15 protein-coding genes are annotated in these 14,228 nt (G+C 41.7%); 3 read left to right on the forward strand and 12 right to left on the reverse strand.

All coding sequences use genetic code 11. The features are described 5' to 3' along the window. Positions 1–157 precede the first annotated feature (157 nt). From LC065_RS19660 to LC065_RS19670, 3 genes are all read right to left on the reverse strand, one after another. The gene (locus LC065_RS19660; protein ID WP_306163654.1) at positions 158–436 is read right to left on the reverse strand and encodes an ABC-2 transporter permease; all 279 of its coding nucleotides are present in this window, start codon (positions 434–436) and stop codon (positions 158–160) included. 6 nt (positions 437–442) lie between these two features. Then, the gene (locus tag LC065_RS19665; RefSeq protein ID WP_306163655.1) at positions 443–2,365 is read right to left on the reverse strand and encodes a YhgE/Pip domain-containing protein; all 1,923 of its coding nucleotides are present in this window, start codon (positions 2,363–2,365) and stop codon (positions 443–445) included. 69 nt (positions 2,366–2,434) lie between these two features. Further along, positions 2,435–3,010, reverse strand: a complete 576-nt coding sequence (locus LC065_RS19670; RefSeq protein ID WP_226587846.1) for a TetR/AcrR family transcriptional regulator — start codon at positions 3,008–3,010, stop codon at positions 2,435–2,437. A gap of 128 nt (positions 3,011–3,138) precedes the next feature. Between LC065_RS19670 and LC065_RS19675 the strand changes: the two genes are divergently transcribed. After that, positions 3,139–3,852 carry a class I SAM-dependent methyltransferase gene (locus LC065_RS19675; protein ID WP_226587844.1) on the forward strand — a complete coding sequence of 238 codons (714 nt, stop codon included), beginning with the start codon at positions 3,139–3,141 and terminating at the stop codon, positions 3,850–3,852. A gap of 20 nt (positions 3,853–3,872) precedes the next feature. On the opposite strand, the gene LC065_RS19680 is transcribed toward LC065_RS19675, so the two are convergent. After that, entirely contained in the window at positions 3,873–4,415 is a 543-nt protein-coding gene (locus LC065_RS19680; protein ID WP_226587842.1) for a YhcN/YlaJ family sporulation lipoprotein, read from the reverse strand. A gap of 127 nt (positions 4,416–4,542) precedes the next feature. Then, positions 4,543–5,013 carry a hypothetical protein gene (locus LC065_RS19685; RefSeq protein ID WP_226587840.1) on the reverse strand — a complete coding sequence of 157 codons (471 nt, stop codon included), beginning with the start codon at positions 5,011–5,013 and terminating at the stop codon, positions 4,543–4,545. Positions 5,014–5,195: 182 nt separating this feature from the next. Between LC065_RS19685 and LC065_RS19690 the strand changes: the two genes are divergently transcribed. Next, complete coding sequence (locus tag LC065_RS19690; RefSeq protein WP_226587837.1) at positions 5,196–5,432, forward strand: YhdB family protein; 237 nt, start codon at positions 5,196–5,198, stop codon at positions 5,430–5,432. Positions 5,433–5,488: 56 nt separating this feature from the next. Here the strand turns inward: LC065_RS19690 and LC065_RS19695 are convergent, their stop codons facing one another. Together LC065_RS19695 and LC065_RS19700 are read right to left on the reverse strand one after the other, a co-directional pair. Continuing rightward, positions 5,489–6,214: an SDR family oxidoreductase gene (locus tag LC065_RS19695; RefSeq protein WP_226587835.1), complete on the reverse strand. Its 726-nt coding sequence runs from the start codon at positions 6,212–6,214 to the stop codon at positions 5,489–5,491. A 14-nt stretch (positions 6,215–6,228) separates the two neighbouring features. Beyond that, complete coding sequence (locus tag LC065_RS19700; RefSeq protein ID WP_226587833.1) at positions 6,229–7,791, reverse strand: GNAT family N-acetyltransferase; 1,563 nt, start codon at positions 7,789–7,791, stop codon at positions 6,229–6,231. Positions 7,792–8,785: 994 nt separating this feature from the next. On the opposite strand from LC065_RS19700, the gene LC065_RS19705 reads away from it, so the two are divergent. After that, complete coding sequence (locus LC065_RS19705; protein WP_306163656.1) at positions 8,786–9,160, forward strand: hypothetical protein; 375 nt, start codon at positions 8,786–8,788, stop codon at positions 9,158–9,160. A 52-nt stretch (positions 9,161–9,212) separates the two neighbouring features. Here LC065_RS19705 and LC065_RS19710 read toward each other — a convergent pair whose 3' ends face one another. The 5 genes from LC065_RS19710 to LC065_RS19730 all read right to left on the reverse strand — a co-directional run bounded on the left by LC065_RS19710 (position 9,213) and on the right by LC065_RS19730 (position 14,205). Then, positions 9,213–10,634, reverse strand: a complete 1,422-nt coding sequence (locus LC065_RS19710) for a dihydrolipoyl dehydrogenase family protein (RefSeq protein ID WP_226594639.1) — start codon at positions 10,632–10,634, stop codon at positions 9,213–9,215. Beyond that, positions 10,631–11,026 (reverse strand): DUF1499 domain-containing protein, encoded by a 396-nt coding sequence (locus LC065_RS19715; RefSeq protein WP_226594641.1) that lies wholly within the window; start codon positions 11,024–11,026, stop codon positions 10,631–10,633. The genes LC065_RS19710 and LC065_RS19715 overlap by 4 nt, the downstream gene beginning before the upstream one ends. 337 nt (positions 11,027–11,363) lie before the next feature. Then, positions 11,364–12,272, reverse strand: a complete 909-nt coding sequence (locus tag LC065_RS19720) for an anti-sigma factor domain-containing protein (RefSeq protein WP_306163657.1) — start codon at positions 12,270–12,272, stop codon at positions 11,364–11,366. Beyond that, the gene (gene sigI, locus LC065_RS19725) at positions 12,269–13,006 is read right to left on the reverse strand and encodes an RNA polymerase sigma factor SigI (protein WP_160917155.1); all 738 of its coding nucleotides are present in this window, start codon (positions 13,004–13,006) and stop codon (positions 12,269–12,271) included. The genes LC065_RS19720 and sigI overlap by 4 nt, the downstream gene beginning before the upstream one ends. Before the next feature lie 365 nt (positions 13,007–13,371). Beyond that, entirely contained in the window at positions 13,372–14,205 is an 834-nt protein-coding gene (locus LC065_RS19730) for a S1C family serine protease (protein WP_226594645.1), read from the reverse strand. Positions 14,206–14,228: the final 23 nt, after the last annotated feature.

A 14,228-nucleotide genomic window follows, 5' to 3' on the forward strand; every position in this document is an offset into this window, starting at 1 on the left:
AATAGAGGCTGGCTAGATGTCACCCTCTTCCATCCGTTTCCCTGAAAAACAATAATTTGACCAGCTGTGCTTTTAACCCTAAGGACGCAGAAGGATTTTGAATGACGACAATTCCCCAGGAATCCTGAACAAAAAAAGAGAGCAAATTGCTCTCTTTTTAGGCTGCCTCCTCCTGAAGGAAAACGTTTTGTTTTCGATTTTTCAATATGAAATAGATCATCGTTAGTACAGAAGCTCCTAAAATGAACCCTGTTAAAATAGAAGCATTTTGCCACATTAAGTTGAAATTACCATCAGAAATGATCGATTTGAACCCTGCCACTGAGTAAGTCATCGGTAAGAAAGGATTAAACCACTGCAAAGGTTCTGGAATCAATTCCAACGGGAATGTCCCTGCACTCGTCGTCAGTTGAAGGATTAAAATCAAAATAGCCACGAATCTTCATGGGTCACCGAGCCATGTCACGAGCATTTGTACAAGCGTCATAAAAGTCAAACTCGTGAGAATACTGAACAAGTAGAAAGCTCCTACATGAGTAACTTCCAGGTTCAACCCATACAAGATGACACTTGCTGCAATGACAGCTTGTACGGTACCTGCCACCAACAAAATTCCAAACTTGGCCGAAAACCATCCAAGTCCGCTTCTTGGACTTTCGAAAGGTTCACGGACAGGGTAAACAATGGTAATTAACAATGCGCCTACAAATAAGCCTAAAGACAAGAAATAAGGGGTAAAGCCTGTCCCATAATTTGGCACGTGGTTCAGGGATTCTTTTTCCACACCTACAGGAGATCCCATCATTTCTCCTGTCTCCTCGTCCGCTTTCACTTCATTCGCTTCCGATGAAGCGGTGGCCAGGTTCGATTCAAACTCTTGCGTTCCAGATGTTAATGCACCTGTTCCCTCTGACAACTCACCTGCTCCTTCTTGAAGTTGTTTGGAACCGTCTGCCAGCTGGTTAGACCCATCGAAGATCCTACTTGCTCCCTGGTTGATTTCAGAGGCTCCAGACGCTACTTTCACAGCTCCCTCCTGAGCTTTAGCCAGTTCTTGAGAAAACCTACCCATGGAGGTCTTCAATTTCCCTTGCCCATCGGAAAGCTTAACAGCTCCCTCATAAAGATCACTTTGACCTGCGACTAGTGTATCGGCTCCTTTTTGCAGTTGAGTTTGAGCTTTAAGGAGTTCTTCAACTTTTCCATTTAACGGGCCAGTTGCCTCGCTAATTCTTGTTGTTGCTGAGTTAAGAGAACTTGCCCCTTCTGCGAGTTTGCCAGCTCCAGCCTCTAGTCCCTCAATCTTTTGGAGAAGAGCCTTCTGTTGTTCTTCAGGCATGTTTTCAACTAAAGGAACCAATTCTTTCTTCAGGCTTGTGATCCCTTCAGCTACTTGCTGGGCAGAAGTAGATACCTGATCTGCGCCTTCATTCACTCCGTTCATACTTTCATTGAGCTTTTCTGAACCACTTTTTAACGGGGAAGTTTTTTCAATCATTAAAGAGATTCCCTCGCTTAAAGATTCGGCTCCTTCTTTAGATTGAGCTATTCCGCTTTGTAAGTTTTCCGCGCCACCTTCGGCGTCAGCGGTCCCTTTTTCAAGCTGTGCAAACCCTTCTTGCAATTTTCCTAGTCCATCACGTAAATCAGAGGACCCGTCAGCCAAATCAGAGGCACCATTCCTGAGTGTTTGCGTCCCACTTGCCAGCTCCAATTGTTTATCAGTAAATGTTTTTAAACTGTCTTCCAATTGTTTCGCTCCCTGATCCAAGTCAGCTGCTCCCTGGTCCAAGCTTCCTGCTTTTTCACTTGCTTCTGCCAGCCCTTTTTGAAGTTCATTGAATTGCTCGAACATGGCATTCGCATAGGTTTCTGTCATTTCACTGGATAATTTAGCTTTCATCTTTTCTGTTGCCGATTCTCCAATTTGGGCAGATAAGAAGTTGAACCCTTCATTCGGTACGTATTTCAACTGTAATGGTTTCGGCGTATCATCCATCACCGTTGTAGCATCCGCAGAAAAGTTTTCCGGAATTTCAACAAGCATGTAATAATCTTGCTCTTCAAGACCTTCATAGCCCTTTTCCTCTGAGACTACGTGGTATTCAAAATCTCCTCCATCATTCAATTGGTTCACGAACTCTTTTCCTACTTGAAGAGGTTCTCCATTAAATTCCGCCCCCTCATCGAGGTTCACGATCGCTACAGGCAATTCATCCATGCTGCCATAAGGGTTCCAAAACGCCCATAAAAACATCGCACTGTAAATCAGTGGGATGAGAAGGACCGCTAAAAACGGTACCAGTACTTTTTTATTTTTTCCAATATGCTTCCACTCTGAGATCCAAAGCTTCCAACCATTCATTTTCCTACCTCCTAATAACATATGACTAAATTATTCATTTGGTCATTTTCTCTCAAAAAAAGAGGACCATCATTCGGGTGATAATCCTTTAAACACGTAACCATCAAATAAATGAAGGACCTTTTCCTTGGGTAAGGGATCATGTCCTTCTTCCCAATCGATAATCAGTGCGGTGTATAACTTCAACATCATAAAGGCCGTGATTTCCGGGTCACATTCGCGAATATCTCCCTCTGCTACAGCTGTTATTATTTTTTCCTTCAGATAATCCAAAATTAAAGCCTCTACATTTTGAAGGGCTTCCTTCACAGCTGCCGTTCCTATTTCACGGGCTTCATACACGAGTTTCACCGTCAACTGGTGGCTCTTACGGTATTGAAGAAGCTCAATAAGGGCTAAGTGTACATTTTCCTTCAGGGATCGCTCGTCATCCATAACAGATTCCGCTTTTCCCTTCATCTCTAACAGAAGCTCTGCGATAATATCCTGAAACAGTTCTTCTTTGTTTTGAAAGAAATTATAAATCGTCCCTTTTCCTACATTTGCAGCTTTGGCGACATGGTCCATCGTTGTAGCTTTATAACCAAAGATGGAAAAAGATTGACGGGCGGCTTCGCGGATTTCTTCTTTTCTGTCCATATTCATTCTTATCACCTGACCATTTGAACGATTTAGTCACTTATACTACAGAGATGATTATACGCTTTTTTATTAGAGTTTCAACCTTTTTTTGAGGTACACTGAATGAACCAAGTACAGAAGGGAGTTTTAATTTGAAAAAGAATGTCCTTCACGCCTATGAGCATCTATCTTCACATTATGAATTTGATGTTGACCGAAAGCCCTACAATGCTTATCTCGAACGCCCTGCCATGGTAAACCTACTGCCAGAACTCCAAGGAAGAAAAGTTTTAGATGCTGGTTGTGCAGCAGGATGGTATGCGCGTTACATGGCGGATTACGGGGCAGACGTAACAGCGATTGACCTTAGCCCTTCAATGATTGCTGCAACCCAGCGGAGAGCTGGAAATGCCAAAATCTGTGCTTTCGTTCACGACTTGGTGGACCCTTTGCCAATAAATGACGAATCGTTGGATTTTATTATCAGTTCACTCACTCTCCATTACATAAAAGAATGGGAACCGATTTTTCAGGAGTTCCATCGAACATTAAAACCAGGAGGCACCCTTCTATTCTCTACCCATCATCCGATCATGGATTATATGAACCATAAGGTGAAGAATTATTATGCCTGCCAGCAAATGCAGGAGGAATGGACAGTAGACGGTGAGAAAGTTCCGATGACTTTTTATAGGCGTCCACTTGAGGAGATTATTTCTGCTGTGACCGATCGTTTTCATTTCATTCAACTCTCTGAACCAAAACCTACTCCGGAGTTTAAAGATGTGCATCCAGATGGGTTTCATAAGGTGTCAACAAAACCGAATTTCATGATAGTAAAAGCGAAAAAGCCAGGACCTATCTAAAAGGTCCTGACTTTTCTTTATTATGAGCGTTGGTCAGGGAAAATCCGGTCAACCATTTCTCCGAATTCACGGAAAAATCCTTTGACTGGTTCACCATTTTGCGCATCTTCTACATAATTGTTCGTCAAGTCAACAAAATCTGGGTTTGTTGAAATATAAACATTGTTTATGTCCTGATCCGATGCTTTAACCGCTTTTTTGATTTGCTTTTCCATTTCATCAGAGACTTCGTTCTTGTCTCCCTTTGGATTATCAAGCTCTGCCGCTACATAGGCATTGTCACGTGTTTTCAACACATAAACACGATCCACGCCATCGACATTCTTTTCGATACGATTTGCTGCATCCTTGGCTACTTTGTAATTCGTGTTATGAACCATTCCGCGATCATTGTCATACTGGTTCGCTTTTTGACCATTTTCAGACATGTCATCAGCAGTACGTTCGAAGCTTGTATTTTCCACTCCGTTGTAGTTACCATTGTCACCAGCTTCTTGTTCTGCCTGACAGGCCACAAGAGACCCAGCTGCTAATAGACCGATGGCTAATACTTTGATTTTCATGATATTCAACCTCCTTCCATCCATGTTTACGGTTAGTATGTGTGGTTGAAAGGCAAATATGCGATTGCCAAAAACAGGAACATGGATGGAACAAAAAGAAAATCCTCAGTTGAAAAAGAACTGAGGATTAACGATTCAGGAACGGAATGCTCCACCATATTTGAATGAAAATTAAATAAACGAAAAAAATACCATTAATAAATAAAAGGAAAGCAATAACAAGCTTATAATGACCTTCCACTTTTTTATAACCGATCCGAATAAAGATAAAGCCAGTTATGAGAAGGATATACAAACCGATAAACCATATCCAAGTATAGGGTGTAGAAGCATTAAATCCTATTTCATACCCGATTCCATACAATAACCAGGGAGCTAAAAAACATAAAACGGATATGGGGAGATACCGTTGATCACTTCTTATGTAATAAAAAGAAAGAAATGCAACAACCAGGGTTATTGCTCCGATGATTTCCGAAATGAGAATCATCACCTGCTGGGTCGCATCAGCTTCTGCTGTTACAAAGCTCAGGAATAATAACAATCCTAATAAGCCGACACACCCCACATTTGCATAAAGAAGATTTTTTTCTGACATCACGAAGACTCCTTCCGTCAAAAGCAAAACTTTTCCATACTATCATAACAAAATTTCCAATACTTTGCGGAAGAAAAAAGCAAAAATGTGTCGGGATTACCAGAACTGTGACGAACTCTCTGATTGAGCAAGAACGCTCGCGGGGATAATAAGACCACTCCTTTCATAAAGGAAGTGTCACAATGAGTCACTATGATTACGACAAAGCCCTACATTTCATGATTTGGGGCCAGTGGGACGACTTGCTTGTCCTCATGGTACGCACAAGAGATGAATTCCTTTCAAAGAAAATCGAAACATTCCTGCACTCGGCTTACTATCCGAGCAGACAAAGCGAAATGCTTGAATCTCACGAAGCCTTGTTAAGCTATATCGATCATGCCCAAGCGACAACTCTACAACCAAGCTTTTTCACATAAATAGACAGACCAGGTCATCCAGTTTCTGGATGACCTGATCTTCATTTATTTTCCATTTATACGCGTGGGTAATCTTGGATGAGTGGGTGTAGATGCATTTCATCAATAACCATATGTTTTGGCGCGAGCGCCATATAAACGACAGCTTCCGCAATATCATGAACCTTGAGCCATTCCGATTTTTCAGGGTCCCCCTGTGTCCCATTTGCAAAATAAGTATCCACCATTCCCGGATTGATCGTACCTGCCCGGATGCCATCTTTTCTCACTTCCTGGGCGAGCGATCCCATAAACCCTTGAACCGCATATTTTGTGGACGTATAAAGGGCCCCGCCTTCTGGAATCGTATATCGAGAAACATCGGAGGCCACCGTAATGATGGTACCGAACTTTTGCGATTTCATGATAGGCAGAACAGCTTTGGTTGCGAGAAATACGCCCTGTACGTTGATATCATACGTCCGACGCCATTCCTCTACTGTCACTTCTTCAATTGGTTTGAAGTCTCCAATACCCGCATTATTAACAAGAATGTCCACCTTGCCGTACGCTTTCTTGGTTCCTTCCACAACCTGGTCAATTTCGTTTTCATCACTTACATCAGCCGTATACGCCAATACATTGGTGTAGCCTTGCTTTTCTAATTCTTCCTTTGTATGATGAATTTCTTCAGAGCTTCCTATGATTGATAAATAGGCCCCTTTTTCAGCGAGTTGGAAAGCTATTTCTTTTCCAATCCCACGAGAAGCTCCTGTCACGATGGCTACTTGTTTGTCCAACACAAAACATTCCTCCCTTACGTTCGTTCTGGCTTTTCTTCTGTATCTAATTTAAATCGAAGATCAAATAAATCCCGGCGTCTGTCACGTATCTGCCGGACAGTTCCTGACTTCCGTTGTCTTCTCAGTGTTTCTAAATCAACATCTCCAACAACGACCGTTTCCACATTCGGATTACATTCACCAATGATTCCATCACGGGCAAATTCGAAATCCGATGGTGTGAAAATGCCTGATTGTGCATATTGGATATCCATATTCTCCACTTGTGTCAGATTTCCTACCGTACCTGCAATAACGGTATAGACCTGGTTTTCCACTGCACGAGCCTGGGCGCAATAACGCACGCGTAAATACCCTTGTCTATCATCTGTACAAAACGGAACGAAGATGATGTTCGCTCCTTGATCGACCGCATAGCGGGCGAGCTCGGGAAACTGGATATCATAACAAATCTGAATCGCAATTTTGCCACAGTCCGTATCAAAAACTTTGACCGCATCTCCAGGCTGAATTCCCCACCAGGTCCGCTCGTTAGGAGTTACGTGAATTTTATATTGTTTTTCTATCGTACCATCGCGTCTGAATAAGTATGATATGTTATAAATTTGCTCTTCTTCCTCCACGAAGTGAGACCCACCTATGACGTTCACATTGTATTTCACAGCAAGGTGCGTGAACATTTCAATATATTCTTCGGTGTATGCACTCAATTTACGAACGGCTTGAGACGGTACTTTTTCTTCTAAGAAGGACATGAGCTGCGTGGTGAAAATTTCGGGAAATACTGCAAAATCAGATCCGTAATCAGCAGCGACATCCACGTAATATTCACATTGCTTCACGAACTCTTCAAAGGAATCAATGTTTTTCATCATATATTGAATGACCATGATTCTTACTGGATGACTCGTCTTGAAATAGCGCTTCGTACGAGCACGATAATCTATATTATTCCATTCCATCAGTGTCGCATACTTTAAAGACTGCTCGTCATCGGGTAGATAATCCGGATTGATCCGCATGACAGTAAAGCCATTCATGATTTGGAAGGTGAGGACAGGATCGTAAATGTTTTGGTTGCGGACTTCCTCCACATATTCACGTGGCGTCATCTCATCTTCATATTTGTGGTAATTCGGTATACGCCCTCCAATGATGATACTCTTCAAATTCAACTCGCGGGCTAATTCTTTCCTTGCTTCATACAGACGCCTTCCTATTTTCATCCCTCTATATTCAGGATGGACCATCACTTCAATTCCATACAAGTTGTATCCGTCTGGATCATGATTCGTTATATACCCTTCATCTGTAATGTCATCCCACGTATGCTTATCATCATATTCATCAAAATTAACGATCAAACTTGAACAACTTCCAATAATTTTCCCATCAAACTCAACAACAAACTGCCCTTCGGCAAAATGCGTCAAGTGGCTCTCCAGATGCTCCCTTTTCCATGGATCCATGTCAGGGAAACAAACTTTTTGTAATCTAAAAATCTGTTCGATATCTTTATCCTGCATGTTTCTAACAATCATTTTCTTTTCATACTGAGTCAGATCAAGCTTTGACATCTTATCTTCCTCTCTTCATCATGATCGTTCAACCATTTTCATCGTACTCAACCTCCATCCTTCTTGTCTAGCTTTTTAAAAAGTTATTCCACTGAATAGGAGGTTTCTTGAAGACTCAGTTTCGAGATGTGTCCGGGGTTCGTTGCCTTGTTGGGCGTTAGGGGTGGTCGGGAAGCTACTCGCTTTCCTGCGGGGATGACGGCAAGCCTCCTCGTGCTACGCACTGCGGGGTCTCGCCAGCCAATCCATTCCCGCGGGAGTCTCGCAGCTTCCCAACCACCCCTTTCGATGTAAGAGAGAAACGAACCCCTGCACCAAGTTGAAAGGTCTCCCACTATCCTGATGTGATTAGTATAAAGCGCTCTATCACAAGCTTTCAGCATGCTGGATGGCGTCCTTAGAAGTTCATTCCGTTCGAATGACAACGTGCAAAAGCAGCTTATTCCAGAAGTGGTTTCGAGATACTTATATGGCGAAGGGCGGAGGGGAATGGCGAGACTCCTGCGGGAAAAAAGTGCTTGGTGAGACCCCACAGGACGCAGTCCGAGGAGGCTCACCGCGCTCCCGCGGAAAGCGAGCTATTCCTCGCAGCCCCCATCCGCTCAACAAAATACTCGAAACTGAGTCTTCAAGAAAAGGGAGCTTTTGTGGAAGATTGAGTTGATAAAGTTAATGGGTGTTCAGAAATGAAATGTATGAATTGAATCGGTTCATAACTTCGTGTATGATGGTTTAAGAAGAGGTGTAGACAATGAACGGATTTGAAAGACGGAAAGAGCGCAAAAAGCAAAATATCTTGAACGCCTCCCTGAAGTTGTTTTCAGAATATGGGGTGCAGAAAGTCAGCATCCAGTAAATTGCAAAAAAAGCACAAGTTTCTCAAGTCACCATTTATAATTATTTTGGCGGCAAAGATGAACTCTTATTCGAGACGGTCAAAAAATTCATTTACGAACGATTAGACCGTTTTCGAGACGTCGTCTACAACGAGGATATGGACTTCAAAAAAAAGATTCGATTTGTGATCCAAGATAAAAAAGAAAACATCCTCCATATGGACCCCGGGTTTCTTCAAACAGTGATGAGAGACCAGCCTGAGTTACAAGAGTTGATTCAAACGTTCACAGAAAAAGATGCTGTTCCTTTACTAATGGAGCTCGTGGAACAAGGAAAGTCCCAAGGGTACGTTCATCCGGATATTTCTTTTCGCTCTATCATGTTTTATATAGAAATGTATTATCAGGCGATGCAGTCGAAGGAAGACCTCTTCGACCATTCTTTACCGGAATTAAGCGAAGAAATCACCCATATGTTTTTCTATGGTTTGATGGGGAATCAGGACGAGCATTTGCATGAAGATAAAGAATAGCGGAAATAAAAAATGCGTAGAGATTTTTTCTCTACGCATTTTTTATCCTTGCTTATCTTATTTTTTTCACATACCAACGAATAAGGTCGTTCCATTTACTTCCGAACAGTTTCTCTCTCCAATATAGGTCTGCTGTTTGAGAGACGACATTATTTTTAGCAGGGTAAGGGTGTACAACATTCGAGATGCTCTGGAATTTTTTATTGAGTGCCTGTACGGTCCCAACTTCCTGCATCCATTCTCCTGCTCCTTCACCAATCGCATGAGCCCCTACGATTTTCCCACGGTCCGTTGTCAGCACTTTTACAAGTCCTTCTTTTTTCCGCTCTGCCATAAAGCGATCGTTGTCTGCTAATTTGGTTTTAAAGGTTAACAAGTCTTCTCCATACTTCTCTCGTGCTTCTTCTTCTGTTAAACCCAGATGATAAATTTCAGGGTTTGAGTAGACAACCCATGGAATTTTTTCATAAGAAGCTTTTCTAGAAAGACCCAGAACAGCATTAGATACGGCAATTTTCCCTTCCATTCCTGCGACATGAGTGAAAGGCATCGATCCATTACAGTCACCTACAGCATAAATATGTTTTTTATTGGTTTTTAACGTTGCATCCACTTGGATCGAACCTTTTTCAGTTACAATCCCGGCCTTGTCCAGCCCAAGATCTCCGATATTCGCTTTTCTGCCAGCCGCAACAAGTATGGTATCTGCCGCGATGCTGTTTCGAGCGTCATCTTTCATATAATGAATCTGAACCTGTTCCCCGTGTTTTTCCACGCGTTCAACCTTTGCATTCGTTAAAACATTCAATTCTTCAGATAACAAACGTTGAGATATGCTTGCGATTTCCTTATCCTCTTTTGATAAAATCTGTTCATTGCCTTCGATCACTGTTACACCCACACCTAAACGACTCATCGCCTGAGCCAGTTCCACTCCGATCACTCCTCCACCAATAACTACCATAGATGAAGGTTTCTGATTCAGTGAAAAAATGGTTTCATTTGTTAAGTAATTCACTTTATCCAAACCATCAATTGGAGGAATTGCAGGAGAAGATCCAGTAGCTATGACAAAACGTTTGGCTGTAATCGTCTGTCCCCCAACCTGCAAGGTATGTTCATCTAAGAATGTTCCTTCTGCTTCATAAATATCAATACCAAGATTGATAAAACGTTCCTTCGAATCATGCTCTTGGACATCTTGTAAAGCGTTTGCGACCCGTTCCATCGCTGACTTAAACAAACGACTATAATCTTCTTCCGTCCATTCAGCGTATTGGGAGGCCTCTTTCACCTCTTTAGCCGCTTGAATTAATGCTTTTGAAGGCATGCATCCATAATGGAGACAATCGCCACCAAGTTCGGTTTTCCGTTCAATAAGAGCTACTTTCGCACCAAAACTCGCTGCGCCTGCTGCTACCGTTAAACCACCTGAACCGCCACCTATGACAGCAATTTGATAATCAAACGTCATGGGGATTCTCTCCTCATGGACTCATAATGTTCGGAGATGGCCTGCATTCGTTTCTTATTGACTCCAAAGTCGGAATATCCCACTCTTGAAGCAGACCTGAAATGCACGACCTCTTCCTTCTGATCAAGATAAAATTCGACATCGTCCTTGAATTTCATCCACTTTGATTCAACCACTGCATGGATGTAATTTTCGTTTTCTGTCTCAATCGTTGTTCTTTGTCTCTCACTTAAAATCTCTTTAATCAAGGACTTTGTAGTCTCCAAGTCCTTAGAAAATGTCAGGGATGTCATTTTCTTCTCTTCTTGATCTGTTTGAGTACTGACGCAGTTTGGAGAATTCGGGCAGTCAGAAAGTCTCCCGTTCTTAACGCCTATATAAGCTTTACTCATCATTACTCCTCCTTTTCTACACGATACCCTTATACTCCCTGTTTCTTCAACAAAAAAGCACTCCTAACTGTCTAGGAGTGCTTTCCAATCGAAGAATTTCCGTTCCCGTGAGGAGGTTTCTCTTTTCCGTTCGAACCTTTCTCTTTGTTTCGGTCATCCTGTTTATGATTATCTTTTGAACCAGTATTCTTACCCATCTCTTTTTCTTTTGGTTGGGGAGATGTTTTTTTTAGAGTCCTGATTTTTATTGTTCGCTTTCTTATCTTCTTTTCGTTCGTTTTCATTTTCTCTATGTTTTTTCTTGTTGGCTTTCTTTTCTATGTGTTTTTCCCCTTGATCAGGCTTTTTCTTCTGACCAGGAGCCTGGGATTTTCCTTTTTTGGCCTGCTTGTTCAGGTGCCGGATTCTTTGCATCCTGTTTTTGTGGTTTCACATTAACAGCAGGTGGGACCACTGGTTTAACTTCAGAATCATACACTTCCTCTTGTTTTTCTTCTGAAGAATCTTCTTTATAAAAGGATTGAATAATTTCTCGATCGTTATCTTCAACATGAACAGAGAGCTCTGATTCTCCTGTTTGGTCCTTTTCTTCACTCTTTATTCTATCTGCCACCATTTCGTTGACAGATGCTTTTTGGTCAATGGCTTTCTTTCTCAGGTCCTTCGGAACAAGAAAGGTAGCAACGCTTATATCCGTGGCATTTTCCATGAGGAAGGTTTCAACCTCTTCGGTGTAATTCTGATTCAATTCTTCTTTTAGATAACTGATACCAATGAGGACTTGGTTCGCATCATTGACATACCCTTTAGCTTGACTCAATTCAATCAATTCAAAGGTGACTTCCGATGCATCTTTCTTTTTCCAATCCTTCAAAGAGGACACGATCTCTTCAGCCTCTTCATTTTGAGGAGTCATATCTATGACTTGCATCTGATCATTCAGTTCAAGTTCAACACTAGGATTAATATCAATGTTCATGTAAGCAAACGCTTGATTGCTTCCATACCAAGAAAAGACAGGGAATACCATCAGTAAAAAGATAATGGCTACAACAGCTGCACGCGTATAGTGACTGCGCAAAACCTGAGTCCATTGATGCAGGACTTTACGTTCATCAGCTGTCCTGAATTGGACTTCCATCCCAATATCTGCATGGTTAATCTTCTCAGCTCTATGAAATTTGCCATCACTAGTCATGACAATCATATATTCATTCTGCTGCTCCATGACAATACCTTTTTTCACATACCCACCCCTTTCAGATAATCCTTAAGATATACGTAATCCCCGTTCAGGATGAGAACTAATGCGATGATGAATTTACGGTTTCGTTCTAAGGTTTTCTTACTAACATCGACACGATCGACCAAGTCTTTAATCGGTAACCGGCCTTTGTCAATGACTTGCGAACATAAATATTCATCTTCATAAACGAGCCTGGCCACCTGAACAGCGGATTCTCTGGCATCTCTATGTTTAGGAGATGCATCAATCAGCTCATCAAATGAAAGCTTATACTTTTGCAATTGGGCCTGAAATTCCAAAATTTCCTCTTTACGATGCCAAGCTTCTGTTTCCAATTGAAACTTTTCCTTGGCCGCTGATATTTCTACAGGGTTTTCCATTTGTTCTTCATCATGGAAATCCTCATCCAGCGAAGTGACTTGTACACGTTTTTGTTCATTACGAATGTAATCGATCACTTTCCTCTTAATCACAAGTCTCGCAAAAGAAAGAAATGAACTTCCCTTATCACAAGAATAAGATTGAATGGCCTCATTGAATGCAAGCAAACCAATACTGAACTCATCATCTTTTTTAGGGTCTATATATCTTTTACAAACTTCAGAAACACTTTTGGCGATGAAAGGTTGATACTGTTTCAGCATTTCATTACGTGCATCATCATCTCCCTGTTTGGCTGAAGCTACTTGTTCATCCAGGGAGGGATCTGCTTTTTGAAAAAGACGTTTGATCAACCTTTATCACCTCCAGCCTATTAATGTTTTCGATTAGGGCTTTTATTTTTTGGGTGTCTTTTTTAAGATTATTTCAATTGTGTTACAAAATCGTATCAACCAATATTTCTGAAGTTTGCCTTAATTGGGTCAGGTAAAAAGGTATTGTCCTTGACCATGACCATTTTACTGAACTACGCCTAGACGGTCTACTTCATTGGGGTTACATTTTATTAAATAACCATTTCAAAAAATAAGACCTAAGACCCTTCCGTGGTATACAAGAAACGATAATAAGTGACAAGGTCTAATTTATGGGTGAATATGCCTACGATAATGATTTACGACCTCCCCTATGACATAGAGCAAGAAAAGAAAAAGGAAACCTAGGGTAGGTTTCCTTTTTCTTTCTGTTCAAAATAATAATCAATAGGTACCGCCAGTCCGACCCGACCTTCATCATCATCATATAATGTGGCGAAAACCACTCCGATTACTTTTCCTTGATCATTAATGACTGGGCTCCCTGAGTTTCCTCGGTATATCGGAGCATCAAGCATGAGTACTTGTTGATCCCAATCAGACAACTGTTTATAGCCAATGACGTTCCCCTCATTGGCAATCCCCGTAAACTTAAGAGGATTCCCGATGAAGTACACGTGTTCACTTGCATCAAAAGCCGTTTCATCTGCAAGTTCTAAATGGGGGAGGTTTTCTCCTTCCACATCTAGGACAGCGAGATCGACTTCAGGATAAGAGGCTACTACTTCCGCACCGAAGAGCCCATCATCCGGAAATCCAACAGAAATTCTTTTTTCATCTTCTATGACATGATGGTTAGTAAGGATATAACCATCTTCGGTAAAAGCAAATCCGGTCCCCTTGCTGCGGCCGGCCTCCACCACTACCACGGATTCCTTATAAGTCTGCACCTTTTCATCTGTCGAAAGTTTTGCAGAAGTCATAAGGAAATCAATCGCTGGAATAGAAAATGTATTCGGAAGAACCGCGACGATGTTCAACACCATCATGAAAGCGATCAACCAGAATATCCACTTAGGGAAAGGACGTTTTTCCTTTTGCTGTTCTTTCTCCATCCTTTCCCGTTCATACGCTTTTCTCTTCTCTTGCTGGACAAGTTCATATAATTCTTCGTCATCTATTTCTTCATACAGGTCATCATCGATGATGTCTTTCTTATCGTATTCTTGCTCATGCATGAAACCTGCCTCCATGTCAGCAA

It is taken from the genome of Halobacillus litoralis, from assembly GCF_020524085.2.
Lineage (GTDB): Bacteria > Bacillota > Bacilli > Bacillales > Halobacillaceae > Halobacillus > Halobacillus litoralis_E.